The organism is Saccharothrix deserti (assembly GCF_009769385.1).
Lineage (GTDB): Bacteria > Actinomycetota > Actinomycetes > Mycobacteriales > Pseudonocardiaceae > Actinosynnema > Actinosynnema deserti.
The window spans coordinates 88,873-112,972 of the sequence record NZ_VKAB01000001.1 but is presented as its reverse complement, the minus strand read 5'-3'; the positions used below and the strand labels follow the sequence as shown (position 1 = coordinate 112,972).

The window sequence follows — 24,100 nt, the reverse complement described above, 5'->3', positions numbered from 1 at the left end:
CGGGCGCGGGCTGACAGTTGACGGAATTGGCGACCGCTTACTCTTGAGGGCATGCTCAGCCGCATCGACCTGCGAGGTCGTGTTCCGTCACCCGCCGAACTGCGTGCCGCGCTCCCGCGCGCCGAGGTCGACGTGGACGCGGTGCTGCATCACGTCCGGCCCCTGGTGGACGACGTGCGCGAACGTGGCGTCGAGGCCGTGCTGGAGCACGGCGAGAAGTTCGACAAGGTCCGCCCCGCGTCCATCCGCGTGCCCGCGTCCGAGCTGGAGCGCGCGCTGTCCGAGCTGGACCCGGCCGTGCGCGCGGCGCTGGAGGAGTCCATCGCGCGCGCCCGCAAGGTGCACGCCGACCAGCGCCGGACCGACACGACCACCCAGGTCGTGCCCGGCGGCACGGTGACCGAACGCTGGGTCCCGGTGTCCCGCGTCGGCCTGTACGCGCCCGGCGGCCTGGCCGTCTACCCGTCCAGCGTGATCATGAACGTGGTGCCGGCGCAGATCGCGGGCGTCGAGTCGCTGGTGGTGTGCTCGCCGCCGCAGGCGGAGTTCGGCGGCCTGCCGCACCCGGCGATCCTGGCCGCCGCCGCCCTGCTCGGCGTGACCGAGGTGTGGGCCGTGGGCGGCGCGCTCGCGGTCGCGCTGCTGGCCTACGGCGGCACGGACACCGACGGAAGTTCACTCGATCCGGTCGACCTGGTCACCGGTCCGGGCAACATCTACCTGACCGCGGCCAAGCGCCTGCTGCGCGGCCTGATCGGCATCGACTCCGAGGCCGGGCCGACGGAGATCGCGATCCTCGCCGACGGCACGGCCGACCCGGTGCACGTGGCCGCCGACCTGATCAGCCAGGCCGAGCACGACACGCTGGCCGCGAGCGTGCTGGTGACCACCTCCGAGGAGCTGGCGGACGCCGTGGACGCCGAGCTGGACCGCCAGACCGACGCGACCAGGCACAGCGAACGCGTGCGGACGGCGTTGCAGGGCAAGCAGTCCGGCACCGTGCTGGTGTCCGGTGTGGACGAAGGGCTGCGGGTGGTGGACGTGTACGCCGCCGAGCACCTGGAGATCCAGACCGCCGACGCCCGCGAGGTCGCCGCACGGGTGCGCGCGGCCGGTGCGATCTTCGTGGGGCCGCACTCGCCGGTGTCGCTCGGCGACTACTGCGCGGGCTCCAACCACGTGCTGCCCACCGGCGGCTGCGCGCGGCACTCGTCCGGCCTGTCGGTGCAGACGTTCCTGCGCGGCATCCACGTGATCGACTACAGCGAGGACGCGCTGCGCGAGGTCGCGTCGCACGTCGTGGCGCTGGCCAACGCCGAGGACCTGCCCGCGCACGGCCAGGCCGTCACGGCGAGGTTCCGCGGATGAGGCCCATCGGACACAAGGTGGAGCTCGTCGACCTCCCCCTGCGGGAAGACCTGCGCGGCCGGACGCCGTACGGCGCGCCGCAGCTGGACGTGCCCGTGCGGCTGAACACCAACGAGAACCCGTACCCGCCCACGCCCGCCCTGGTGGAGGACGTGGTGCGGGAAGTGGCGGCGATCGCGGGCGAGCTGCACCGCTACCCGGACCGGGACGCGGTGGCGCTGCGCGAGGACCTGGCGGCCTACCTGGCGTCGTCCACGGGCGTGCCGCTGACGTCGGCGAACCTGTGGGCGGCCAACGGGTCGAACGAGGTGTTGCAGCAGATCCTGCAGGCGTTCGGCGGGCCTGGTCGCAGCGCGTTGGGCTTCGAGCCGTCGTACTCGATGCACCCGATCATCGCGGCGGGCACCCGCACGGAGTGGGCGCCGACGCCGCGTCGCGCCGACTTCTCGCTGGACGTGGCGCGGGCGGCCGAGATCATCGCCGGACACGCGCCCGACGTGGTGTTCGTGACCAGCCCGAACAACCCGACCGGGCAGAGCCTGCCGGTGGACGACCTGCGCGTGCTGATCGAGGCCGCGCCGGGCATGGTCGTGGTGGACGAGGCCTACGCGGAGTTCTCCTCGCGGGAGAGCGCGGTCGTGCTGCTGGACGACTTCCCGGCGAAGCTGATCGTCAGCCGGACCATGAGCAAGGCGTTCGCCTTCGCCGGCGGCCGGCTGGGCTACCTCGCCGCCGCGCCCGCCGTGGTGGACGCGTTGCAGCTGGTGCGGCTGCCGTACCACCTGTCGGCGCTGACCCAGGCGGCGGCGCGGGCGTCGCTGCGGCACGCGGCGGAGACGCTGGGGTCGGTGGCCAGGTTGGCGGCCGAGCGCGACCGGGTGGTGGACTCGTTGGCGGGTCTGGGTTTTTCCGTCGTGCCGAGCGACGCGAACTTCGTGCTGTTCGGCTGGTTCGAGGACGCGCACGCCACGTGGCGGTCGTATTTGGAACGCGGTGTGCTGATCAGGGACGTCGGCATCGCCGGACATCTGCGGGTGACGGTCGGTACTCCGGAGGAGAACGACGCGTTCCTCGCGGCGAGCAAGGAGGTTGGCCGGTGAGCCGGGTCGGCAAGGTGGAGCGGACCACCAGGGAATCGTCGGTGTACGTCGAGGTCGACCTCGACGGGACCGGGCAGGTCGAGATCAGCACGGGTGTGCCGTTCTACGACCACATGCTGACCGCGCTGGGCGTGCACGGGTCGTTCGACCTGGTCGTCCGGGCGACCGGCGACGTGGAGATCGACGCGCACCACACCGTGGAGGACGTGGCGATCGTGCTCGGCCAGGCGTTGCGGGAGGCGTTGGGGGACAAGGCGGGCATCCGCCGGTTCGGCGACGCGTGGATCCCGATGGACGAGACGCTGGCGCACGCGGCGGTGGACGTGTCCGGGCGGCCGTACTGCGTGCACGTGGGCGAGCCGGAGCAGTTCAACACGTTCACCATCGGCGGCAACTACCCGTTCGTGCTGAACCGGCACGTGTTCGACTCGCTGGCGTTCCACGCGGGCATCGCACTGCACGTGCGGGTGGAGTACGGGCGGGACCCGCACCACATCACCGAGGCCGAGTTCAAGGCGATCGCGAGGGCACTGCGCGCGGCCGTCGAACCCGACCCGCGCGTGGGTGGCGTCCCGTCCACCAAGGGCGTCCTCTAGATGCCGAAGGAGTACGTGGTCATCGGCCTGCTGGCCCTGGCCGGCTTCCTGATCGGCGGCGTCTACAGCACCTGGAAAACGGCCCGCGGCCTGGCGATCGTCCTGATCGTCCTCACCCTGGTAGCCCTGGGCGCCGCCGCGACCTGGCTCCTCTGACCCCACCTGAACGCAGAACTCGGCATACCTGAACGTTCGACTCTCGGCACGCGAACGTTCGACTCACGCGAGAGTCGAACGCCCAGGTGCCGAGAGTCGAACGCTCGGGTTGGGTGAGTTCTGCGTTCGGGGCGGGGCGTGTGGTGGGCGTGGGTGCGGCTTGGCTGTCTGCGTATGGTTGGTCACATGTCGTCACCGGGTGAGGCCACCATCACTGTCGGTCGTCCCCGGGAACGGGCCGACGCCGCCCGAAACCGGGCCCGTGTGCTCGCCGCCGCCGAAGCGGTGTTCGCGGCCGCCGGTGGGGCGGTCGGCGTGACGATGGAGGACATCGCGCGTGCCGCCGGGGTGGGCCGCGCGACGCTCTACCGGCGCTACCCGGACACGACGTCGATCGCGCAGGCGCTGCTGGACGAGCACGAGTACGAGATCCAGGAACGCATCCTCACCGGACCGCCGCCGCTCGGACCGGGCGCGCCGCCGGACGAGCGGCTGGCCGCGTTCTACCGGACCATGGTCGGCCTGCTGGAACGGCACCTGCACCTGGTCCTCGGCGCGGAGACGGGCCGGGCGCGGTTCCGGACCGGTGCGTACGGGTTCTGGCGGCGGCACGTCGCCGCGCTGGTGGACGGCGCCCCGGCGGCCGTCGTGGACGCCCTGATGGCGCCGCTGGCCCCCGAGGTCTACCAGTACCAAAGACAGGTGCGCGGCCTCGGCCCGGACGAGGTGGTCGCGGGCCTCGACTGGCTCACGAGACGTGTTCTCGCAGGTAGTTAGGCGGCACGGCAGCCGCCAGCCACACGCCGTTCGCGCTCACCCGGAACTCGTGCCCGTCGGCGGACATGGCGGCCGCGTCGACCACCAGGACCACCGGCTTCCCCCGCCGTGACCCGACCCGCACCGCCGTCTCGACCGAAGCGGACAGGTGCACGTCGTGCCGCAGCATCGGCCGCAGCCCCTCCCGCAGGATGTCGGGCAGGTACCGGGCCACCGTCCCGTGGAACAGCACCGCGGGCGGCTCGACCACGGGCAGGTCCAACTCCACCGCCACGGTGTGCCCCTGGCTGGCCCGGATGCGCCCGCCCTCGATCTCGAACCGCTGCTTGTCGTTGCGCGCCACGACTTCCAGCACCTGTTCACGCGTCACGCCCAGGGCGTCGACGAACCCGTCCAGGTCCACCCAGCCCGCCGCGTCCAGGGTCAGCCCCAGCCGTTGCGGGTCGTGGCGCAGGCACTTCGACATCCGCTTCGACAAGCGGATCATGTCTTTCTCTTGCAGAGCCTTCTCTTGCACAGTCCTCAGTGCAGCACGCCCGCGCAATCGGATTTCTCCTGGCGAGGTTTCAGGTGCCGCCCTCGATGGCGGGCTTCAGCTTCGGCGCCCCCGGGCCGTCCGCCGCCTGCTCGTCGTCGAAGTTGTGCAGGGAGCAGCTCCGCAGCGACAGGCAGCCGCACCCGATGCACGACGTGAGCCGGTCGCGCAGCCGCTGCAACGCGTCGATCCGCGCGTCCAGCTCGACCTGCCAGCTGGTGGACAGCCTGCTCCAGTCGGACTTGGTCGGCGTGCGGTTGTCCGGCAGCGTCGTCAACGCCTCGTGCACGTCCTCCAGCGACAGCCCCACCCGCTGCGCGGTGCGGATGAACGCCAACCGCCGCAGCACGGACCGCGCGTACCGGCGTTGGTTGCCCGCCGTCCGCACGGACGCGATCAGCCCCCGTTCCTCGTAGAACCTCAACGCGGTGTGCGGCACACCGCTGCGTTCGGCCACCTGCCCGATGGTCAACATTTCCGGCAACTTGCTCACGTGCGCATTCTATGGGTTGACCTCGACCTAAGTCGAAGTTGTTTCGTGGGTGCATGGCAGTCATGGGCAAGTCGGGCTTCGCGGACATCCCCGCGTTGTTCGGGCGGATGACAGGGGACGAGAAGCACGAGTGGGCCGCGGCGTCCACGCTGGACGTGCTCTGGGTGCTCTACGACCGCGTGCTGGACGTCTCGCCGGACCGGGTGGACGACCCGGACCGGGACCGGTTCCTGCTGTCCAAGGGGCACGGTCCGATGGCGTACTACGCCGTGCTGGCCGCGAAGGGCTACCTCGACCCGTCCACATTGGACACGTGGACGGAGTGGGACTCGCCGCTCGGCCTGCACCCGGACCGCGTGCTGGTCAAGGGCGCGGAGATCGGCAGCGGCTCGCTGGGCCACGGCCTGCCGATCGCCGTCGGCACCGCACTCGGCCTGCGCCTGCAGGGACGGACGGCGCGGACGTTCGTGCTGGTCGGCGACGCGGAGCTGGACGAGGGCAGCAACCACGAGGCGATCGCGCTGGCCGGGCGGCTCGGGCTCGACCGCCTCGTCACCGTGGTGGTGGACAACGCGTCCGGCACGTACGGCTGGCCCGGCGGGGTGGCGAAGCGGTTCGAGGTCGAGGGCTGGCAGACGTCCACAGTGGACGGCAGGGATCACGACGCGCTGCACGGGGCGTTCACGCGGGAACACACCGGCCGGCCGTTGGCCGTCGTGGCGGAGATCGGCAAGGGGGAGCGATGACCGGAGCGACGACCTCGATGCGACAGGTGTTCGTGGACACCGTCGAGGACGTGATGCGGCACGACCCGCGGGTGGTGGTCGTGCTGGCGGAGATCTCGCGGGACGCGTTCGCGCGGCACGAGCGGGTGATCAACGTCGGCATCCGGGAGCAGGCCATGGTCGGCGTCGGCGGCGGGCTGGCGCTGAGCGGGATGCGGCCGGTGGTGCACACCTACGCGCCGTTCCTGGTCGAGCGGCCGTTCGAGCAGATCAAGCTGGACTTCGGCCACCAGGACGTGGGCGGGGTGCTGGTCGGCATCGGCGGCTCCTACGACGACCCGGCGTGGGGCCGCACGCACCAGGCGCCCGGCGACGTGGCGCTGTTCGACACCCTGCCGGGGTGGGCGGTGCGGGTGCCCGGCCACCCGGACGAGGTCGAGCCGATCGTCCGGGACGCCCTCCGACGCGACGACCGGATCTACATCCGCCTGTCGCTGCGGCAGAACGCCGCGCCGAACCCGGTGGTCGAGGGGTTCACCGAGGTGCGGCGCGGCGGGCAGGGCGTGGTGGTGGCGGTCGGGCCGATGCTGGACACCGTGCTGGAGGCCACCCGGGACGTGGACGTGACCGTGCTCTACGCGACCACCGTCCGGCCGTTCGACGCGGCCGGACTCCAGGCCGCGGTGCACCAGGCCGACCAGGCGGACGTGCTGCTGGTCGAGCCCTACCTGGAGGGCACGTCCGCGCACCTCGCGGCCGAGGCGCTGGCCGACGTGCCGCACCGGCTGCGATCGCTGGGCGTGCGGCGGGACGCCGAACTCCGCGCCTACGGCACCGCCGAGGACCACGATTCGGCGCACGACCTCGACGTGCTCGGCATCGCCGCGGCCGTGCGTCGGATGTTCGGCCACCCGGCCGCTGCGGCATGATCTCTGCCTGTGAGCGTGCCGAGAACCCTGATCTGGACACCCGCGCCGACCGCGGAGTTGCAGCTGAACCTGCACCGCGCGGCGGCGGGCCCGGCCGCGCTGGTCCCGGTGGCGTCCGGGACGGTGCTGCTGCCGCGCAGGCAGATCGGTTTCGCGGCGGCCGCACGGCTGGCCGAGCAGGTCCGGGAGACCGGCGCGGCGGCACTGCTGCTGCGGTGGTCTCCCGGCGCCGAGGTGTGGACCGACGGCGAACAGGCGGGGTCCACGGGCTCGGCGCGGCGGCTGGTCGGGCTGCTGCGCTGGTGGCGGCTGGACGCCCGGCCGCGCCCCGTCGACCTGCCCGCGGACGTCGCCGAGGTCCGGGCCCTGGTGGACGAGGGCCGCGCCGACACGTGGGTGACCGCACTGCCGGACCGGGCCGGCCTGCCGATCAACACGGTGCTGCCGGTGGTCCCCGTCACCCAGGGCGGTCCACCACTGGCCTAGTCATCGGGCCTGGTCATTCGGCCTAGTAGGCTGACTGCGTGCCACGTGTCGTTGTGCTGGACTACGGATTCGGCAACATCCGCTCCGCCGAACGCGCCCTCCAGCGCGTCGGCGCCGAGGTGGAGGTGTCGGCGGATCATCGGGTCGCACTCGACGCCGACGGCCTGGTCGTGCCCGGTGTCGGCGCGTTCGCCGCGTGCATGGCCGGACTCGACGCGATCAAGGGCGGCCGGCTCATCGACCTGCGGCTCGCCGGCGGACGTCCCGTGCTGGGCATCTGCGTCGGCATGCAGATCCTGTTCGAGCGGGGCATCGAGCACGGCGTGCTCACCGAGGGCTGCGGCGAGTGGCCCGGCACGGTCGAGCGGCTGGACGCCCCGGTCGTGCCGCACATGGGCTGGAACACGGTCCGCGCGCCCGAGGGCACCAAGCTGTTCGCCGGCCTGAGCCCGGACACCCGGTACTACTTCGTGCACTCCTACGGGGTGCGCAAGTGGGAGATGGACCCGTCGGACGTGCTCAAGCCGCCGCTGGTGACGTGGGCCGAGCACGGCGGCGACGAGTTCGTCGCGGCGGTGGAGAACGGGCCGCTGTGGGCGACGCAGTTCCACCCGGAGAAGTCCGGCGACGCGGGCGCGCACCTGCTGGAGAACTGGCTGAAGAGCTTCGCCTAGCGTCCACTAGGCTGAACGCGTGACTTTCACGCTGCTCCCGGCTGTTGACGTGGCCGACGGCCTGGCCGTTCGACTGGTTCAAGGCGAGGCCGGCACCGAGACCTCGTACGGTGACCCGTTGGACGCCGCCCTCGCGTGGCAGCGCGACGGCGCCGAGTGGGTGCACCTCGTCGACCTCGACGCCGCGTTCGGCCGCGGCAGCAACCGCGAGCTGCTGGCCCGCCTGGTCGGCGAGCTGGACGTCCGGGTCGAGCTGTCCGGCGGCATCCGCGACGACGCCTCGCTGGCCGCCGCGCTGGCCACCGGCTGCGCGCGGGTGAACCTGGGCACGGCCGCGCTGGAGGACCCGGTGTGGTGCGCGAAGGTCGTCGCCGAGCACGGCGACAAGATCGCGGTCGGCCTGGACGTGCGGATCACCGAGCAGGGCCACCGGCTGGCCGCGCGCGGCTGGACGCAGGACGGCGGCGACCTGTGGGAGGTGCTGGAGCGGCTGGACCGCGACGGCTGCGCCCGCTACGTCGTCACGGACGTGAGCAAGGACGGCACGCTCCAGGGCCCGAACGTGGACCTGCTGCGCGAGGTGTGCGCGCGCACCGACGCGCCGGTGATCGCCTCCGGCGGCGTGTCCAGTGTGGACGACCTGGTCGCGTTGTCGAAGCTGGCCCGCGACGGTGTCGAGGGTGCGATCGTGGGCAAGGCGCTCTACGCGGGCGCGTTCACGCTCCCCGAGGCCCTGGCCGCTGTGCGCGACTGATCGCGTCCCCGATCTCCTTGACGATGTAGGCCTCCGCGGCCTCCCTGGTCACACCCGTGTCGGCCAGGGCCTTGGCCGCGGTGCCCTCCCCTTCGGCGAGCAGTCCGAGCAGCAGGTGCTCGGGGCCCACGAAGTGGTGACCATGGCGCAGTGACGCGCGCACCGCGAGTTCCAGCGCCTTCTTGCAGTGCGTGGTGAACGGCTGCTGCTCGGGCCGCTGCCGGACCGCGCCGTCCAACGCGTTGAGCACGGCCATCCGCGTGGTGCCCTCCGACGCCTCCAGCTTGGCGATCGTCTTCGCGGCCAGCCCGCCCGACTCGTCCAGCAGGCCGAGCAGCAGGTGCTCGGTGCCGATGTGCTCGCTGAACCGGGCGTGGTGCCGGGCCAGCACGATGACCCGGCGGGCCCGGTCGGTGTAGCGGTCGAAGGTCGGCTTCAGGTCCGGCGACTCCTTGGGCACGAACCGCTTCTGCGCGGCCTGCTTGGTGACGCCGATGCTCTCGCCGATGTCGGTCCAGCTCGCGCCGGCCCGCCGCGCCTCGTCCACGAAGTGGCCGATGAGGTGGTCGCCGAGCTCGGCGAGCCGGCCGCTCAGCTCGACGGCGGCGGCCAGTCTGCCCAGCACGTCGGGGTGTTCCGACGCGACGGTGACGATGAGGTCCGTGAGCTGGACCGGAGCGGTGACCACCCGTCAACTGTAGGTTGACGCGTGGCTGTGGGTCAACCTCGGGTTGACGCCGTGATCTCGATGCCGACGGTGCCCTCGCGACCGCGGCGGATCCGGCTGCCGAGCATGGTCAGCCTGCCCATGACGCCGTACTTCTTCGCGATGAGGGACCGCACGCGGTCGCTCTCGGCCTGGTCGAGGAGCCGGGCGGTGGCCGGGACCCGCTCGCCGGTGGGGTTGCCCTTGAAATCGCACGGCCCGATCTCGACGTCGCCGCTGCGGCGGATGCGCTTGACCTTGCCGGCGTCGGCGGCGGACCACGCGTACAGCGTCTCGCCCTCCCCGGCCACCCAGACGGGTGTCGGCACGGCGGTGCCGTCCTTGCGGTAGGTGGTCAACAGGAGGTACTTGCCGGCTGAGAGATCCATGCCGCGAACGTTAGCCCGCGCGACGCCCGCGGTGCGCTACCGGACGGGGAATGCGGAAGAGCCCCGCTCCCACAAGGGGAACGGGGCTCTTCCGGTCACGCTCAGGTCAGATGACCGTCACGTTGGTGGCCTGCGGGCCCTTAGCGCCCTGGCCGACATCGAAGCTCACGCGCTGGTTCTCCTCCAGGCTGCGGTAGCCGCCGCTCTGGATCTCCGAGTAGTGGACGAACACGTCCGCGCCACCGTCCTCGGGGGAGATGAAGCCGAAGCCCTTCTCCGAGTTGAACCACTTCACGGTGCCCTGCGCCATGCTTTACTCCTCATACAGCTACCAACGGGGCGAACGCACCCGCTGAGGCCGGTCCAAACGCTGACCCTGAGGAATCACACGCTCAAACGCGTTTCGCGAGCGTGGATGACACGAACACAAAACTTGCGACCTCCACAAGTGAACCACACTTTCGCCCCCACGTCGCCTACTTCCCGGCGTGTCCTACGTCCCTCCGCGTGTCGCCCACCCACACGAGTCGAACTCTCACGTCCCGTGAGCCCTACGTTCACCTCTCGTGTGTCCTACGTTCACGCTGCGTGTGTCCTACGTTCGGAACGCGAGAGTCCTACGTCCGGAACGCCTGGGTTCGACGCTCAGGACCGGAAGCCGGCCGCTCGGGCCGCACCCGTAGGCTTTTGGCCATGTCAGTAGCGGTGCGCGTGATCCCCTGCCTCGACGTCGACCGGGGCCGGGTGGTGAAGGGCGTGAACTTCACCAACCTCGTCGACGCGGGCGATCCGGTGGAGCTCGCGCGGGCCTACGACGCGGAGGGCGCGGACGAGCTGACGTTCCTCGACGTGACGGCGTCGTCCAGCGACCGCGAGACCACGTTCGACGTGGTCAGGCGCACCGCCGAGCAGGTGTTCATCCCGCTGACCGTGGGCGGTGGCGTGCGCAGCGCGGACGACGTGGACAAGCTGCTGCGCTCCGGCGCGGACAAGGTGAGCGTGAACACGGCCGCGATCGCCCGGCCGGAGCTGCTGGACGAGCTGTCCCGCCGGTTCGGCGCCCAGTGCATCGTGCTGTCGGTGGACGCACGGCGCGTGCCGGAGGGCGAGAAGCCCACGCCCTCGGGCTTCGAGGTGACCACGCACGGCGGCCGCAAGGGCACCGGCATCGACGCGGTCGAGTGGGCCGCACGGGGCCAGGAGCTGGGCGTCGGCGAGATCCTGCTGAACTCCATGGACGCCGACGGCACGAAGGCCGGGTTCGACCTGGAGCTGATCCGGCTGACCCGCGAGGTGGTCGACGTGCCGTTGATCGCCAGCGGCGGCGCGGGCGCGGTGGAGCACTTCCCGCCCGCCGTGGCCGAGGGTGCGGACGCCGTGCTCGCGGCGAGCGTGTTCCACTTCGGCACGCTGCGGATCGGCGACGTGAAGCGGAGCCTGCGCGACGCGGGCGTGGTGGTGCGCTGATGCTGAACCCGCGCAACGCGCCCGTCGAGGCGTTCGTCGCGACCATGATCGGCGCGGCGGGCGGCCTGCTGTTCGTCCTCATGGGTCTGATCCAGTGGCAGGTCGAGGCCGACTCGACCTGGGTCAAGTTCCCGGTGATCATCGCGGTGCTGGAGCTGCTGGCGGTGGGCGGCCTGCTGGCGGGCCTGCGCCCGGCCCGGCTGACCGCCGCGTTCCTGTTCGGCCTGGTGGCGTTGATCCACCTGCTCGCGGTGCTCAACCAGGGGCCGGTGTGGATCCGCGTGATGTCCGGACTGCTCTCGGCCGCGCACGTCTTCGCCGTGGTGCTGCTCAACACCCGCCCCGCCCGGATCCACTTCATCGGAGGACAGCGGTGACCAGCGCGCTCGACCCGTCCATCGCGTCCCGGCTCAAGCGCACCGCGGACGGCCTGGTGTGCGCCGTGGCGCAGCGGCGCGGCACGGGGGAGGTGCTGATGGTGGCGTGGATGGACGACGAGGCCCTGCACCGCACGCTCACCACCCGCCGTGCCACGTACTACTCGCGCAGCCGTCAGCAGCTGTGGGTGAAGGGCGAGACGTCCGGGCACACGCAGTACGTGCACGAGGTGCGGCTGGACTGCGACGGCGACACCCTGCTGCTGGTCGTGGACCAGGTCGGCGCGGCCTGCCACACCGGCGACGCGACGTGCTTCGACTCGACCGTGCTGCTCGGCTGACGGCTCGGCGGGAACTCAGCCGATGTCGCCGGTGAGGTAGCGCTGGAGGTTGGGCGCGATGGCCTTGACCAGCGTGTCCGCGTCCGCCGACGCGAGCGGCTCGAACCGGACCACGTACCGCACCATGCCCATGCCGATGATCTGGCTGGCCACCAGGGTCGCGCGCAGATCGCCGTCGGGTGAGTCGAGGTGCCCGACGATCCGCTTCAGCAGGGTCTGCACGAAGAAGCCGCGCAGCACGTCGGCGACCTGCTCGTGTGACGTCACGCTGCGCACCATGGCGGCGAACGGGCCGCCGCCGATGGGGTCCCACACGGTGAGGAAGGTGCGCACGATCCGTTCGCCGATCTTCTCGTCCGGGCCGTCGAGCAGCCGTTCGACCAGCGCGTTCGGGTCGATCGGCAGCTGCAGCACGGCCTTGGCGAACAGGCCTTCCTTGCCGCCGAACCAGTGGTTGACCATCGCCGCGTCCACGCCGGCCCGCGCGGCGATGGACCGGACCGTGGCGCCCTCGTAGCCGCGTTCGACGAACACCTCGCGTGCCGCGGCCAGGAGCGCGGCCTTGGTGTCCTCGCCGCCGGCCCGTCGGCCGCGGCGCTTCGGTTCGGTTTGGTGCGAGCTTGCGTTCACGTCACCATCATGCGCGATGGCGCCAGTTTTTTCAACGCGCGTTGAAATAGAGCCCGGTCGAACGACCGCACAAGGCCAACCGGCACAATGTCGCCCATGGTGAGCGTCATCGGTGCAGGTGCGGGTCTGGGCGAGATCAGCCCGACGCGCGAGGAGTTCCGCGAACTCGCCGCCCAGCGGCGGGTCATCCCGGTGGTGCGGCGGCTGCTGGCGGACGCGGAGACGCCGGTCGGGCTGTACCGCAAGCTCGCGGCGGACCGGCCGGGCACGTTCCTGTTCGAGTCGGCCGAGAACGGCCGCTCCTGGTCGCGCTGGTCGTTCGTCGGCGCGCGCAGCGCGGGCGCGTTGACCGCGACCGGCGGCGAGGCGTTCTGGCAGGGACCGCACCCGGTGGGCCTGCCCGAGGGCGGCGACCCGCTGGCGGCGTTGCGCGAGACCATCGAGGTGCTGCGCACCGACCCGCTGCCCGGTCTGCCGCCGTTGACCGGCGGCATGGTCGGCTACATCGGCTACGACGCCGTGCGGCGGCTGGAGCGGCTGCCGTCGCTGGCCGAGGACGACCTGAAGGTGCCCGAGCTGGTCATGCTGCTGGCCACCGACCTGGCCGCGCTGGACCACCACGAGAGCACCGTGACGCTCATCGCGAACGCCATCAACTGGGACGATTCACCGGAACGTGTGGACGCGGCGTACGACGACGCGGTGGCCCGCCTCGACCGGATGACGCAGGACCTGCAGAGCCACGCCCCGCCGACGACCGCGGTGTTCGCCCGGCCCAAGCCGGAGTTCGTCCGCCGCCGCTCCCAGCAGGAGCACTACGCGGTGGTGGAGAAGGCCAAGGAGGCCATCCGCGCGGGTGAGGCGTTCCAGGTCGTGCTGTCGCAGCGGTTCGAGATGCGCACCACCGCGGACCCGCTCGACATCTACCGCGTGCTCCGCACGTCCAACCCCAGCCCGTACATGTACCTGCTGCGGCTGGACGATTTCGACATCGTCGGGTGCAGCCCCGAGTCGCTGGTGACCGTGCGCGACGGCAAGGCGACCACGCACCCGATCGCGGGCACCCGTTGGCGTGGCGTGGACGAAGAGGAAGACGCCCTGCTGGAGAAGGACCTGCTCGCCGACCACAAGGAACGCGCCGAGCACCTGATGCTCGTCGACCTGGGCCGCAACGACCTGGGCCGGGTGTGCAAGCCGGGTTCGGTGACCGTGGTCGACTTCTTCAAGGTCGAGCGGTACAGCCACGTCATGCACATCGTGTCCACCGTCACCGGCGAGCTGGCCGAGGGCCGCACGGCGTTCGACGCGGTCGCGGCGTGCTTCCCGGCGGGCACGCTGTCCGGCGCGCCGAAGCCGCGCGCGATGGAGCTGATCGAGGAGCTGGAGCCGACCCGGCGCGGCCTGTACGGCGGTGTGGTCGGCTACCTGGACTTCGCCGGCGACGCGGACACCGCGATCGCCATCCGGACCGCCCTGGTGCGCGACGGCGTGGCGTACGTGCAGGCGGGCGGCGGGATCGTGGCCGACTCCGACCCGGTCGCCGAGGACAACGAGTGCCTGAACAAGGCGGGCGCGGTGCTGTCGGCGATCGCGACCGCGCAGACCATGGCCCCGGCGGTGGATCCGGCCCGTGTCTGAAGTGCCGGAGTCCGGGGTGCGGCCGGGCAGGCGTCCACTGTGGATCGTGGTGGCGCTGCTGCTGCTCGGCGCGGTGGCGCTGTGGAGCGCTTCCGGCATCACCTGGGACGCTTCGGCGGACCGAAGCGGCGCCGACGTCGTGCCCGCGTTGACGCCGCTGGCGTTGCTGTGCCTGGCCGCGATCGCCGCCGTGGTGGCGTTGAGCGGCTGGGTGCGGCGCGTGCTCGGCGTCGTCGTGCTGCTCGCGGGCGCCGCGGCGGCGTTCCAAGGAGTGGACGCCGACGGGCCGGTGATCGGCCGCGGCCTGGTGTCCGCGGGCGCGTTCCTGGTGGTCGCGGCGGGCGTGCTGCTCGTCCTGCGCGGTTCGTCCATGCCCCGCTTGGGCGGCGGCTACCAGACGCCCGGCGCGGCCAAGCGGGCCACCGATCCCGAGCGCGAGCTGTGGAACGCGTTGGAGCGCGGCGACGATCCCACGGAGCGGGACTGATCTCCGGCCGGCGGACGGCCCGGCGCACCGGGCCCGCACGTTTGCGCACGTCGGCTCGCAAGAACCCTGGTCATCAGCGCGAACGTGACTACCCCGGTGGCCGGACGCCGTTCACGGCGGGGTTAGCATCCTCGTGGCGGGAAGGGGAACGTGACGTGCGGGAGCTTGCGACTGAACCGGAAGGTCTGACGGAGTCGAGCGAGGTGCTCGGATGACCGTGCTGGAGTCGATCATCGAAGGCGTCCGCGAAGACCTCGCCGTGCGCGAGGCGGCACTGCCCTTCGACGTGCTCAGGGAAAAGGCGACCAAGGTGCCGCCGCCGCAGGACGTGATGTCCATCCTGCGCGGTCCGGGGGTCGGCGTCATCGCCGAGGTCAAGCGGCGCAGTCCCTCCAAGGGGGAACTGGCCGACATCCCGGAGCCCGCGGAACTCGCCGTGCAGTACGAGCTCGGCGGCGCACGGGCGATCAGCGTGCTGACCGAGCAGCGCCGGTTCGGCGGGTCCCTGGACGACTTCGACGCGGTGCGCGCGGCGGTGGGCGTTCCCCTGCTGCGCAAGGACTTCATCGTCAGCCCCTACCAGGTGCACGAGGCGCGCCTGCACGGCGCCGACCTGGTGCTGCTGATCGTGGCGGCGCTGGAGCAGAACGCGCTGGTCGCGCTGCTCGACCGGGTCGAGTCGCTGGGCATGACCGCCCTGGTCGAGGTGCACACGGCCGAGGAGGCCGACCGCGCGCTGGAGGCGGGGGCGAGCGTCATCGGCGTGAACGCCCGCAACCTGCACACGCTGGAAGTGGACAAGGACGTCTTCGGGCGGATCGCGCCCGGCCTGCCCTTCGACACCATCAAGATCGCCGAGTCCGGGGTCACCGGGCCGGGCGACCTGATGGCGTACGCGGGCGCGGGCGCCGACGCGGTGCTGGTCGGCGAGAGCCTGGTGACGAGCGGCGACCCCAAGGTCGCGGTGAACAAGCTGGTGACGGCGGGTTCCCACCCGGCGTGTCCCCGGCCCAGTCGGTAGAAGGAGAGCGCATGTCGCGCGGCCAGTTGGCTCCGACACCCCACGACCCGGACGAGCGTGGTCACTTCGGGCCGTGGGGCGGGCGGTTCATGCCGGAAGCCCTCATCGCCGCCGTGGACGAGCTCGCCGCGTTCTACGAGAAGGCACGGGTCGATCCGGAGTTCCTGGACGAGTTCGCCCGGCTGCTGCGCGACTTCGCCGGACGGCCCTCGCTGCTGACCGAGGCGCCGAAGTTCGCCGCCCACGCGGGCGGCGCGCGGGTGTTCCTCAAGCGCGAGGACCTCAACCACACCGGCTCGCACAAGATCAACAACGTGCTGGGCCAGGCGCTGCTCACCAAGCGGATGGGCAAGAAGCGGGTCATCGCGGAGACCGGCGCCGGCCAGCACGGCGTGGCCACGGCCACCGCGTGCGCCCTGATGGGGCTCGACTGCGTCGTCTACATGGGCGAGGTCGACACCGAGCGGCAGGCGCTGAACGTGGCCCGGATGCGGCTGCTCGGCGCGCAGGTCATCCCGGTGACCAACGGCTCGCGCACGTTGAAGGACGCGATCAACGAGGCGCTGCGCGACTGGGTCGCCAACGTCGACGACACGCACTACCTGCTCGGCACCGCTGCCGGGCCGCACCCGTTCCCGGTGCTCGTGCGCGACTTCCACCGGATCATCGGCATCGAGGCGCGCGAGCAGATCCTGGAGAAGGCCGGTCGGCTGCCGGACGTGGTGGCCGCGTGCGTCGGCGGCGGGTCCAACGCCATCGGGATCTTCCACGGCTTCATCGACGACCCGTCCGTGCGGCTGGTCGGCCTGGAGCCCGGCGGCGACGGCATCGAGACCTCCCGGCACGGCGCGACGTTGACCGCCGGCACGCCCGGATCGCTGCACGGCGCCATGTCCTACGTGCTGCAGGACTCCGACGGGCAGATCGCCGAGGCGCACTCCATCTCGGCCGGCCTCGACTACCCCGGCGTCGGGCCCGAGCACGCCCACCTGAAGGACACCGGGCGCGCCGAGTACCGGCCGGTGACCGACGCCCAGGCCATGGAGGCGTTCGCGCTGCTGTCGCGGGAAGAGGGCATCATCCCGGCGGTCGAGTCGGCGCACGCCCTGGCCGGCGCCCTCGTGCTGGGACGTGAACTGGGGCCGGAGGGGTTGATCCTGGTGAACCTGTCCGGTCGCGGCGACAAGGACATGGACACCGCGATCAAGTGGTTCGGGCTGGGGGTGGAGTCGTGAGCAGGCTTTCTTCGGTTTTCTCGGCTTGTCGGGCCGAGTCGCGGGCCGCTCTGATCGGGTACCTGCCGGCCGGTTACCCCACGGTGGAGGGCTCGAAGGACGTGCTGCGGACGATGGTGTCGTCCGGGTGCGACCTGGTGGAGGTCGGCCTGCCGTTCTCCGACCCGGTGATGGACGGTCCGACGATCCAGCGCGCGGCCGAGCAGGCGTTGCGCGGCGGGTTCCGGGTGCGGGACCTGTTCGGCGTGGTCGAGTCCGTGGCGGCGGCCGGTGGGCGTGCGGTCGTGATGACGTACTGGAACCCGGTGCTGGCGTACGGGGTGGACCGGTTCGCGCGTGACCTGGCGGCGGCCGGCGGGTTGGGCGTGATCACGCCGGACCTGGTGCCGGACGAGGCTGCTTCCTGGATGGAGGCCACCGACGCGCACGACCTGGACCGGATCTTCCTGGTCGCGCCGTCGTCCACCGAAGAGCGCATCGGACTGACCGCGCGGTCGTCGCGCGGGTTCCTCTACGCGACATCGGTGATGGGCGTGACCGGCGCCCGCGATGTCGTGTCGTCGGCCGCTCCGGCGCTGGTCAAGCGGGTGCGTGAGCACACGGACATGCCGATCGGCGTCGGGCTCGGGGTGCGCAACGGCGCCCAGGCCGCGGAACTCGCGGCGTTCGCGGACGGCGTCATCGTCGGCTCGGCCTTCGTGTCGGCCGTTCAGGACGACACGGTCGCCGCGCTGACCGAGGAGTTGGCCGCCGGGGTCCGCCAGGTCCCCTCGCCGGCCTGAGGTCGCTCTTTCGAGTGAACTGACATCCGGGGGCCCGGTCGAGCCCCCGGTTTTGTCGGTCCCCGTCGGCATGCTGGCCCCATGATCACCGACAACCGGCACGAGCACTCGATCCTCGACCACCACGGGCCCTGGACGTTGGACGACGTCATGGCGCTCCCCGAGGAGACCTTCCAGCGAGTCGAACTCATCGACGGGTCGCTGCTCGTGAGTCCTCGCGGAGCGGATCCGCACCAGCGGGCGCTCCGCTGCGTTGCGATGGCGCTCAGGCGCGCCTGCCCGGTCGGACTGGAAGCCTTGCCCGGGGTCAACGTCCTGCTGTCGCGCAGCCGGATGCTCGTCCCCGACTTCACCGTGAACGTGGCCGGCGAAGACCGCCGCCTCCTGCCGGTGGCGGACCTGGTGTTGGCCGGTGAAGTGCTGGAGCCGAGCACCCGGCTCAGGGACCTGCTGGTGAAGCGGAGCCTCTACGCCGAGGCCGGGGTGCCGTTCTACCTGGTCGTGGACCCAAAAGAGGCCGGGACCACCGCGACGCTGTTCCAGCTGGACGGCGCCGGGTACATCGAGGCGGCGCACAGCGAGGGCGGCGTGCTGGCGCTCGAAAGACCCTTCCCGGTAACAATCGAGCTGTCCGTGTAGGACGAACGGGCGCACCCACTACGGTGGTGGCCGTGGTGACGACTTACCTCGCGACGATCCCCAGCCCCGACCAGGGTGTGTGGCAACTGGGACCGATCCCGCTCCGCGCCTATGCGCTGTGCATCATCCTCGGCATCATCCTGGCGATCTGGTGGGGTGAACGCCGGTGGGTCGCACGCGGCGGCCTGAAGGGCGAGGTCACCGACATCGCCGTCTTCGCGGTGCCGTTCGGCCTGGTCGGCGGCCGGCTGTACCACGTGGCGACGGACTACCACAAGTACTTCGGTGAGGGGCGGAACCCGCTCGAGGCACTGGCCATCTGGAACGGCGGCCTGGGCATCTGGGGCGCCATCGCACTGGGCGGCGTGGGCGCGTGGATCGCGTGCCGGCGCAAGGGCATCCCGCTGCCTGCGATGGCGGACGCGCTGGCACCCGGCATCGTCGCCGCGCAGGCCGTCGGCCGCCTCGGCAACTACTTCAACCAGGAGCTGTACGGCGGTCCCACCACGCTGCCGTGGGGCCTGGAGATCTACGAGCGGGTCGACCCGGAGACCGGCTTCAAGGACGAGCTGGGCGGCGTGGCGCTGGACCACACGCCGATCGAGATCGTGCACCCGACGTTCCTCTACGAACTGCTGTGGAACCTCGGCGTCGCGCTCCTGATCGTGTGGGCCGACCGCAAGTTCCGGCTCGGCCACGGCCGGGTGTTCGCGCTGTACGTCGCGGGCTACACGGCCGGCCGGTTCTGGATCGAGCTGATGCGCACCGACCCGGCCACCGAGGTGTTCGGGCTGCGGATCAACGTGATCACGTCGGCCGTCGTGTTCCTCGGCGCGGTCGTCTACTTCGTGCTGGCCGCGAAGAAGGGCGGACGCGAGGTCATCGTGCGCCCCGACCCCGACGCCGCCGACGAACCGAAGGCCGAACTCGACGGCGACGGCCAGAACGACACCGCCGCGACGCCGTCCGACGCGACGACCGGGTCCGACGAGACCAAGGCGTCCGAGGACACGGCCGATCCGGACAAGAAAACGGTGCCCGACACCAAGCCCGCGGACACCGGCGACAAGTCGGACCAGTAGGCCGCCGTGCGCATCCTCGTCGTCGAAGATGACGACCGGGTGGCGCGTGGCCTGCTCACCGCACTCCGGCACGCGGGCTACGAGGTCCACCGGGTGGGCACGGCGGCCTCCGCGCTGACCGCACCGCCGGCGGACGTCGTGCTGCTCGACCTCGGCCTGCCCGACGGCGACGGCCTCGACGTGCTCCGCGAACTCCGCCACCGCCCCGGCACCGCGATCATCACCGTCACCGCGCGCGGCGAGGAACGGGAACGGGTCCTCGGCCTGCGGCTGGGCGCGGACGACTACGTCGTGAAGCCGTTCGGCACCGCCGAGCTGCTCGCCCGCATAGAGGCGGTGCTGAGGCGCACCCGCTCGGCACGTGCCGCCGAACGCGAGCACGAGGTCACCCTCGGCCCGCTCACCCTGGACCCGGCCGGCCGGGAGGCCAGGATCAACGGCGAACCGGTGGCGCTGACCCGCAAGGAGTTCGACCTGCTCGCCCTGCTGGTCGGCCGGGCGGGCACGGTCGTCAGCCGTGACCTGATCGTGGACCAGGTGTGGCAGGCGCACTGGGAGGCGCCGTCACGCACGCTCGACACCCACATCGCCGCACTGCGCGGCAAGCTGGGCGACGCGCTGCGCATCGAGACGATCCGGGGTGTGGGCTACCGGGTGGCAGCCCACACCTGACCGCCGATCACCGCACCAGCCTGCCGATCACCAGACGTGGGCGACGTCCACCACAACGCGTCCCGGCAGCGTGAACACCCGGAACGGCAGCACGGCACGCACACCGAGCCCGACCGTCGTCTGCCCCTCGAACGACCCGGCCCACGCGACCTGCCGGAACGTCTGGAACCCGGTGACGTCCACCAGCTCGGCCCGGTTCGGGAACGTGTAGGTGGGGTTGCCGTTCTGGTCGTAGGACGGCGAGTTCACCGTGATCTGCAACTTGCCGTCACCGCGCAACGGCACCGGCTTGCCCGACCCCTCGTGGGTCACCTCCGGCACGTACTGCACGGTGTAGCCGTCGTTCACCCCGGTGAAGTCGAACACCAGTCGGTCGTAGCACTCCTGCTGACCTGCGCGGATGTTCGTCAGTTGCCCGGTCGTGGTCGGCCACGCGGTCTTGACTCCCGATCCCCAGTCGACGGGCGTGCACGCGACCGGTGCGGCGGAGGCCGTCACCGGCGCCACCACGGCGATCGCGGTCACCGCTGCGAGTAACAGTGCAACCTTGCGTAGCATGCTCATTCCCCCTCTCGCGGGCCGGAACAGCCCGCAGACAACATGACGCACGTCACCCCTGAGAGGTTGCCTCCGCGTGCTGCGCCGCCTGCTGGTCCTGATCGTTCCGCTACTGGTCGCCCTGGTAGCGGCCTTGGGCGTGCCGCTCGCGTTCGCCGTCGTGCAACGCGAGAGCCAGGAGACCTACCTGGACCGCCTGGGCGACGCGAGCCGTTTCGCCTCACTGGCGGAGAACGCCCTGGCGTCGGACAGGCTGAAGGCCCTGCGCGAGGAACTGATCCGCTACGACCGGCTGTACGGCATCTCGGCCGCCCTGATCGGCACCGACAACAGGGTGGTCGCGGCCTCGCGCGAGTCGTTCCCCCTGACCGATCCCCACGTGAACACGGGCCTGAAGGCGGCGTTCAGCGGCTACCGGGGCGAAGCGGACCAGTCGGTGTGGCCGTGGGAGCAGGTCAACATGGTCGTCGTCGAACCGGTGGGCCGGGACAGCGAGGTGGTGGCGGCCGTGGTGACGATCTCCCCGACCGACCGCCTGCGGTCCGCGATCCTCCGCCAATGGGGCGTGCTGGCCCTGGTCGGCCTGATCCCGATGCTGGGCGTGGTCGCGGTCGCGTGGCCGATGTCCCGCTGGGTCCTCCGCCCGGTCCGCAAACTGGACGAGGCCACCGCGGCGGTCGCGGGCGGCCACCTGGACGCCCGAGCGGACGAACTGGGCGGCCCACCCGAACTCCGCAGACTGGCCGCGAGCTTCAACGCCATGGTCGACGTAGTCGGCCGCGCACTGCGCAGACAACGAGCGTTCGTGGCCGACGCCTCCCACCAACTACGAAACCCCCTGGCCAGCCTGAGACTCGCGGTAGACAACATGGCCCCCCACGTCACCGACGAGGCAGGCCGTGAGGCACAGCGCATCGCCGTGGACGAGGCCGAAGAGATGGGCCGCGTGCTGGACACCCTCCTGGCCGCAACCCGCCTGGACAGCGCCTCCGCCGCCGAACCGGTGGAAGTCGACAACCTCCTCGCCACCCACGTCCCCGGCTGGCGGGCACTAGCCGGCGACATAAGCCTGGACATCGACGTCCCACCCGGCCTGCGCGTGCTCGAACCCCCCGGCGGACTCGGCAGTGTGCTGGACGAACTCGTCGGCAACGCCATCCGCCTGTCCGGCGGAACGCACGTGAAGGTGTGGGGGAGAGCCGCCGACGGCCGGGTGGAACTCCACGTGACCGACGACGGCACCGGCCTGTCGGACCAGGAGCGAACCGACGCCCTGAGCCGCTTCTGGCGCGCCCCGCGCCACCAGAACATCGCCGGCACGGGCCTGGGACTGGCAATCTGCGCCGAACTGATCGAGTCCGCCGGCGGAAAGCTGGAACTCCTGCCCGCCGAACCCCACGGCCTGGACGCCGTAGTCCGCCTCAGCGCCTGAACGCCCCGCCCCACCACCCGCCGCCCTGCGCCCTGTCACCCACACCTCGCCGGGCACACGTCCGCCTGCCAGTGCTCCGTGGCAGCGTTGTCGTGCTCATGCGTCAGCGGAGCCGATTGCCGAACTCAGCTCCCGCAAGGCATCGTCGTATTGCTGACGGCCAAACCGGAACGGCCCGAAGCCGCTGTAGTCGCGCGTGGTTCGGTGCGGCTGTTCGAAGGAGTCCCAAGTCACGAGATCAGGTGTCACGGAGACGCGGGCCATGAGCGGCCAGCAGCCCCATTCGCCGCACTCGCATCCGAGCAGGGGAGTCTTCGGTCCCATCGCGTTGGTGGGCCGACCATGGAAGTGGTCCTCCATGGGGCCGAACCGAAAGTATTGCGGTATGAGACCGCCGTAGGCATCACCCGAGGGCTGCATGCCGGCATTGGCTTCGAACCTGTCGATCAACTCGGTCAGCGGCACGCCATCGACACGCGGAACGACTTCGCGCACGCCCAGGTCGTCCCGCCGCTGGAGGTCGAACTGAATCCGGTTGTTGGCCACGTCGAATCCTCCCTGCTTGCCTCTCCGTCTACGACCATCGGCCGCTGGACTGGGGTTGTCCGTCCGGCGAGTGGGTGGCTGCGGCATGGGCGGGGGTGCTCACTTCGCCTGTTCACCTCGTCGCTCACTTCACCTCGTCGCTCACTTCAGCTTGTCGCGCACCTTCCTTGTCCGTCGTGCGGGCGCTGGCTGCCTGTGTGCTGCCTGTGTGCTCGCTGTCCGCGTGCTGGCTGTCCTTGTGCTGCCCGCCTGCGCGCTGCCCGCCTGCGCGCTGACCGCCTGTGTGCTGGCTGCCTGTGCGCCGAGTGCCCGCCGGTGGTGCCGCCTCCTTCTTTCCCGGCAACGAAGAAACGGTCGGAAAAGTTTCCGCGGATCTTCCATTCACGATTTGTTCGCCCGATAAGGTGGTTATGGGCGACGGCACGTGCACATCGAACGCAACCTGCGGCATAGTCCTGCGCCATTCACCGTTTCACGGCTCGGAACCAGCGTTCGGCGCCCTTGTGCAGGGGTACCTGACCTGTGGATATCCCGGTTCGCACGTTGATCCGGCTGGCCTCGGGGTGGCCGACCACGATTTCTGCCGACCGCGTGAACACCGTCCGCGTCACGACCTCGACCACATCCGCGTCCAACGCCGTCCGCGCCAGCAGCAAGTTCGGCACGGCGAATGTTCGGCACGGCCCGAGGTCTCCGTACGTCGTCGCCGGGATGGTGGCCGGTATGTACAGACCGGAGTAGTCCGCGGCCAGCTTCTCCGCCTCGCCGGGAATGTCGAGCAACCGCAGCGGGAACGTGTGGAGTATGTCCGTCACCGCCGATGTCGGGATGCCGGTCAGCGCCAGGAACGCGTCCAGTGACCCGGCCACCAGCTGACGCGCCGCCTCCGCGTGCTCCATCCGCCGGCCGTCCACCTGCACCCCGAACAACGCCAACAGCCGGGTCGCGGTGAACTCCGTCCCCGACTCGGACGGCCCGAACGACACCGTCCGCCCGGTCAGGTCGGCCAGTCGCCGAACGGGCGAGTCGGCCGGCACGACGATCTGCATGAAGCTGTCGTAGAGCCGTCCGACGGCACTGATCCCGGCCGGGTCGTCCGCGCTGAGCAGCGCGCCGTCCAGTGGATCCAAAGAGGACAGTCCGAGGTGGACCTGGCCCTCCCGCAGCAGCCGGACGTTCTCCACCGACGCCGCCGTGGTCCTCACCACCACCCGCGTCGCCGGCAGTTGATCGGCCAACGCCGAGGCCAACGCGCGCCCGACCTCGCGGAACACCGCGCCCTCCGGCCCGGTGGCCAGGACCAGCTCGTCGATCGCCGGCACGTCGTCGGACGTGCAGCCGGACAGGCCGCCGGGCACACCCGCGGCCAGGGCGGCGAGGAGCAGCGAGCGCCGGGACACCTGCACGCCGAGCAGACTAGTCCCGTCGGGCGAGTGAACGGCGTGTTACGTCAGAGGGATCTGAAGTTTCCGACGTGCTCCTTGTCGTGGTGGCGTGCTGTGTTC

General features: G+C 71.2%; 31 protein-coding genes. 22 read left to right on the top strand and 9 right to left on the bottom strand.

The genetic code is table 11. The annotated features are described in order from the left end of the window. Nucleotides 1-51 precede the first annotated feature (51 nt). The 5 genes from hisD to FM051_RS11945 all read left to right on the top strand — a co-directional run bounded on the left by hisD (nucleotide 52) and on the right by FM051_RS11945 (nucleotide 3,997). On the top strand, nucleotides 52-1,368 hold the full coding sequence (gene hisD, locus FM051_RS11960; protein WP_158842993.1) for a histidinol dehydrogenase: 1,317 nt from the start codon (nucleotides 52-54) through the stop codon (nucleotides 1,366-1,368). Next, entirely contained in the window at nucleotides 1,365-2,468 is a 1,104-nt protein-coding gene (locus tag FM051_RS11955) for a histidinol-phosphate transaminase (protein ID WP_158842992.1), read from the top strand. The genes hisD and FM051_RS11955 overlap by 4 nt, the downstream gene beginning before the upstream one ends. After that, the gene (hisB, locus tag FM051_RS11950) at nucleotides 2,465-3,064 is read left to right on the top strand and encodes an imidazoleglycerol-phosphate dehydratase HisB (RefSeq protein ID WP_158842991.1); all 600 of its coding nucleotides are present in this window, start codon (nucleotides 2,465-2,467) and stop codon (nucleotides 3,062-3,064) included. The genes FM051_RS11955 and hisB overlap by 4 nt, the downstream gene beginning before the upstream one ends. Next, on the top strand, nucleotides 3,065-3,220 hold the full coding sequence (locus FM051_RS50485; protein WP_202918806.1) for a hypothetical protein: 156 nt from the start codon (nucleotides 3,065-3,067) through the stop codon (nucleotides 3,218-3,220). Nucleotides 3,221-3,406: 186 nt separating this feature from the next. Further along, a complete protein-coding gene (locus tag FM051_RS11945; RefSeq protein WP_158842990.1) occupies nucleotides 3,407-3,997 on the top strand; it encodes a TetR/AcrR family transcriptional regulator in 591 nt (196 codons plus the stop codon). Here the strand turns inward: FM051_RS11945 and FM051_RS11940 are convergent. Next, a complete protein-coding gene (locus FM051_RS11940) occupies nucleotides 3,969-4,484 on the bottom strand; it encodes an RNA 2'-phosphotransferase (RefSeq protein ID WP_158842989.1) in 516 nt (171 codons plus the stop codon). The genes FM051_RS11945 and FM051_RS11940 overlap by 29 nt on opposite strands. Nucleotides 4,485-4,563: 79 nt before the next feature. Further along, on the bottom strand, nucleotides 4,564-5,007 hold the full coding sequence (gene soxR / locus FM051_RS11935; protein ID WP_420803595.1) for a redox-sensitive transcriptional activator SoxR: 444 nt from the start codon (nucleotides 5,005-5,007) through the stop codon (nucleotides 4,564-4,566). A 71-nt stretch (nucleotides 5,008-5,078) separates the two neighbouring features. Here soxR and FM051_RS11930 point away from each other — a divergent pair, with 71 nt between their 5' ends. From FM051_RS11930 to priA, 5 genes are read left to right on the top strand one after another with little or no spacing between them, the layout of a single operon-like run. Next, nucleotides 5,079-5,771: a thiamine pyrophosphate-dependent enzyme gene (locus FM051_RS11930; protein WP_202918805.1), complete on the top strand. Its 693-nt coding sequence runs from the start codon at nucleotides 5,079-5,081 to the stop codon at nucleotides 5,769-5,771. Next, nucleotides 5,768-6,679 (top strand): transketolase family protein, encoded by a 912-nt coding sequence (locus tag FM051_RS11925; RefSeq protein ID WP_158842987.1) that lies wholly within the window; start codon nucleotides 5,768-5,770, stop codon nucleotides 6,677-6,679. The genes FM051_RS11930 and FM051_RS11925 overlap by 4 nt, the downstream gene beginning before the upstream one ends. 9 nt (nucleotides 6,680-6,688) lie before the next feature. Then, nucleotides 6,689-7,165: a hypothetical protein gene (locus FM051_RS11920; RefSeq protein ID WP_158842986.1), complete on the top strand. Its 477-nt coding sequence runs from the start codon at nucleotides 6,689-6,691 to the stop codon at nucleotides 7,163-7,165. 38 nt (nucleotides 7,166-7,203) lie between these two features. Continuing rightward, nucleotides 7,204-7,839: an imidazole glycerol phosphate synthase subunit HisH gene (hisH, locus tag FM051_RS11915; protein WP_158842985.1), complete on the top strand. Its 636-nt coding sequence runs from the start codon at nucleotides 7,204-7,206 to the stop codon at nucleotides 7,837-7,839. Between the two features lie 19 nt (nucleotides 7,840-7,858). Beyond that, complete coding sequence (priA, locus tag FM051_RS11910; protein ID WP_158842984.1) at nucleotides 7,859-8,593, top strand: bifunctional 1-(5-phosphoribosyl)-5-((5-phosphoribosylamino)methylideneamino)imidazole-4-carboxamide isomerase/phosphoribosylanthranilate isomerase PriA; 735 nt, start codon at nucleotides 7,859-7,861, stop codon at nucleotides 8,591-8,593. Here the strand turns inward: priA and FM051_RS11905 are convergent. From FM051_RS11905 to FM051_RS11895, 3 genes are all read right to left on the bottom strand, one after another. Further along, on the bottom strand, nucleotides 8,556-9,281 hold the full coding sequence (locus FM051_RS11905) for a Clp protease N-terminal domain-containing protein (protein WP_158842983.1): 726 nt from the start codon (nucleotides 9,279-9,281) through the stop codon (nucleotides 8,556-8,558). The genes priA and FM051_RS11905 overlap by 38 nt on opposite strands. 32 nt (nucleotides 9,282-9,313) lie before the next feature. Then, complete coding sequence (locus FM051_RS11900) at nucleotides 9,314-9,688, bottom strand: PPOX class F420-dependent oxidoreductase (RefSeq protein ID WP_158842982.1); 375 nt, start codon at nucleotides 9,686-9,688, stop codon at nucleotides 9,314-9,316. Nucleotides 9,689-9,794: 106 nt separating this feature from the next. Further along, a complete protein-coding gene (locus tag FM051_RS11895; protein WP_033437808.1) occupies nucleotides 9,795-9,998 on the bottom strand; it encodes a cold-shock protein in 204 nt (67 codons plus the stop codon). A 383-nt stretch (nucleotides 9,999-10,381) separates the two neighbouring features. Here FM051_RS11895 and hisF point away from each other — a divergent pair, with 383 nt between their 5' ends. Genes hisF through hisI form a run of 3 tightly spaced genes read left to right on the top strand, consistent with a single transcriptional unit; the run spans nucleotide 10,382 to nucleotide 11,873 of the window. Then, nucleotides 10,382-11,155, top strand: coding sequence for an imidazole glycerol phosphate synthase subunit HisF (gene hisF / locus FM051_RS11890; RefSeq protein WP_158842981.1), 774 nt, complete (start codon nucleotides 10,382-10,384; stop codon nucleotides 11,153-11,155). Further along, nucleotides 11,155-11,532 (top strand): hypothetical protein, encoded by a 378-nt coding sequence (locus FM051_RS11885; protein ID WP_158842980.1) that lies wholly within the window; start codon nucleotides 11,155-11,157, stop codon nucleotides 11,530-11,532. The genes hisF and FM051_RS11885 overlap by 1 nt, the downstream gene beginning before the upstream one ends. After that, nucleotides 11,529-11,873: a phosphoribosyl-AMP cyclohydrolase gene (gene hisI / locus FM051_RS11880; protein WP_158842979.1), complete on the top strand. Its 345-nt coding sequence runs from the start codon at nucleotides 11,529-11,531 to the stop codon at nucleotides 11,871-11,873. The genes FM051_RS11885 and hisI overlap by 4 nt, the downstream gene beginning before the upstream one ends. Before the next feature lie 15 nt (nucleotides 11,874-11,888). Here hisI and FM051_RS11875 read toward each other — a convergent pair whose 3' ends face one another. After that, a complete protein-coding gene (locus FM051_RS11875) occupies nucleotides 11,889-12,503 on the bottom strand; it encodes a TetR/AcrR family transcriptional regulator (protein ID WP_158842978.1) in 615 nt (204 codons plus the stop codon). Between the two features lie 96 nt (nucleotides 12,504-12,599). Between FM051_RS11875 and FM051_RS11870 the strand changes: the two genes are divergently transcribed. From FM051_RS11870 to FM051_RS11835, 8 genes are all read left to right on the top strand, one after another. Continuing rightward, nucleotides 12,600-14,141, top strand: a complete 1,542-nt coding sequence (locus FM051_RS11870) for an anthranilate synthase component I (protein WP_158842977.1) — start codon at nucleotides 12,600-12,602, stop codon at nucleotides 14,139-14,141. Then, nucleotides 14,134-14,628 (top strand): Trp biosynthesis-associated membrane protein, encoded by a 495-nt coding sequence (locus tag FM051_RS11865; protein ID WP_238412337.1) that lies wholly within the window; start codon nucleotides 14,134-14,136, stop codon nucleotides 14,626-14,628. Before FM051_RS11870 ends, FM051_RS11865 begins: the two co-directional genes overlap by 8 nt. 211 nt (nucleotides 14,629-14,839) lie before the next feature. After that, nucleotides 14,840-15,649, top strand: coding sequence for an indole-3-glycerol phosphate synthase TrpC (trpC, locus tag FM051_RS11860; RefSeq protein ID WP_158842976.1), 810 nt, complete (start codon nucleotides 14,840-14,842; stop codon nucleotides 15,647-15,649). Nucleotides 15,650-15,660: 11 nt separating this feature from the next. Continuing rightward, entirely contained in the window at nucleotides 15,661-16,884 is a 1,224-nt protein-coding gene (gene trpB, locus FM051_RS11855; RefSeq protein ID WP_158842975.1) for a tryptophan synthase subunit beta, read from the top strand. Then, on the top strand, nucleotides 16,881-17,666 hold the full coding sequence (trpA, locus tag FM051_RS11850) for a tryptophan synthase subunit alpha (protein WP_158842974.1): 786 nt from the start codon (nucleotides 16,881-16,883) through the stop codon (nucleotides 17,664-17,666). Before trpB ends, trpA begins: the two co-directional genes overlap by 4 nt. Before the next feature lie 81 nt (nucleotides 17,667-17,747). Beyond that, nucleotides 17,748-18,305, top strand: coding sequence for a Uma2 family endonuclease (locus tag FM051_RS11845; RefSeq protein ID WP_158842973.1), 558 nt, complete (start codon nucleotides 17,748-17,750; stop codon nucleotides 18,303-18,305). A gap of 35 nt (nucleotides 18,306-18,340) precedes the next feature. Beyond that, nucleotides 18,341-19,387: a prolipoprotein diacylglyceryl transferase gene (lgt, locus tag FM051_RS11840; RefSeq protein WP_238412335.1), complete on the top strand. Its 1,047-nt coding sequence runs from the start codon at nucleotides 18,341-18,343 to the stop codon at nucleotides 19,385-19,387. Between the two features lie 6 nt (nucleotides 19,388-19,393). Beyond that, nucleotides 19,394-20,059: a response regulator transcription factor gene (locus tag FM051_RS11835; protein WP_158842972.1), complete on the top strand. Its 666-nt coding sequence runs from the start codon at nucleotides 19,394-19,396 to the stop codon at nucleotides 20,057-20,059. Between the two features lie 27 nt (nucleotides 20,060-20,086). Here the strand turns inward: FM051_RS11835 and FM051_RS11830 are convergent, their stop codons facing one another. Then, complete coding sequence (locus FM051_RS11830; protein ID WP_158842971.1) at nucleotides 20,087-20,617, bottom strand: AMIN-like domain-containing (lipo)protein; 531 nt, start codon at nucleotides 20,615-20,617, stop codon at nucleotides 20,087-20,089. 76 nt (nucleotides 20,618-20,693) lie between these two features. Between FM051_RS11830 and FM051_RS11825 the strand changes: the two genes are divergently transcribed. Beyond that, nucleotides 20,694-22,049, top strand: coding sequence for a sensor histidine kinase (locus FM051_RS11825; RefSeq protein ID WP_158842970.1), 1,356 nt, complete (start codon nucleotides 20,694-20,696; stop codon nucleotides 22,047-22,049). Between the two features lie 96 nt (nucleotides 22,050-22,145). On the opposite strand, the gene FM051_RS11820 is transcribed toward FM051_RS11825, so the two are convergent. Both FM051_RS11820 and FM051_RS11815 read right to left on the bottom strand, forming a co-directional pair. Next, nucleotides 22,146-22,595: a hypothetical protein gene (locus FM051_RS11820; RefSeq protein WP_158842969.1), complete on the bottom strand. Its 450-nt coding sequence runs from the start codon at nucleotides 22,593-22,595 to the stop codon at nucleotides 22,146-22,148. Nucleotides 22,596-23,059: 464 nt separating this feature from the next. Continuing rightward, on the bottom strand, nucleotides 23,060-24,001 hold the full coding sequence (locus FM051_RS11815) for a TAXI family TRAP transporter solute-binding subunit (RefSeq protein WP_238412333.1): 942 nt from the start codon (nucleotides 23,999-24,001) through the stop codon (nucleotides 23,060-23,062). Nucleotides 24,002-24,100: the final 99 nt, after the last annotated feature.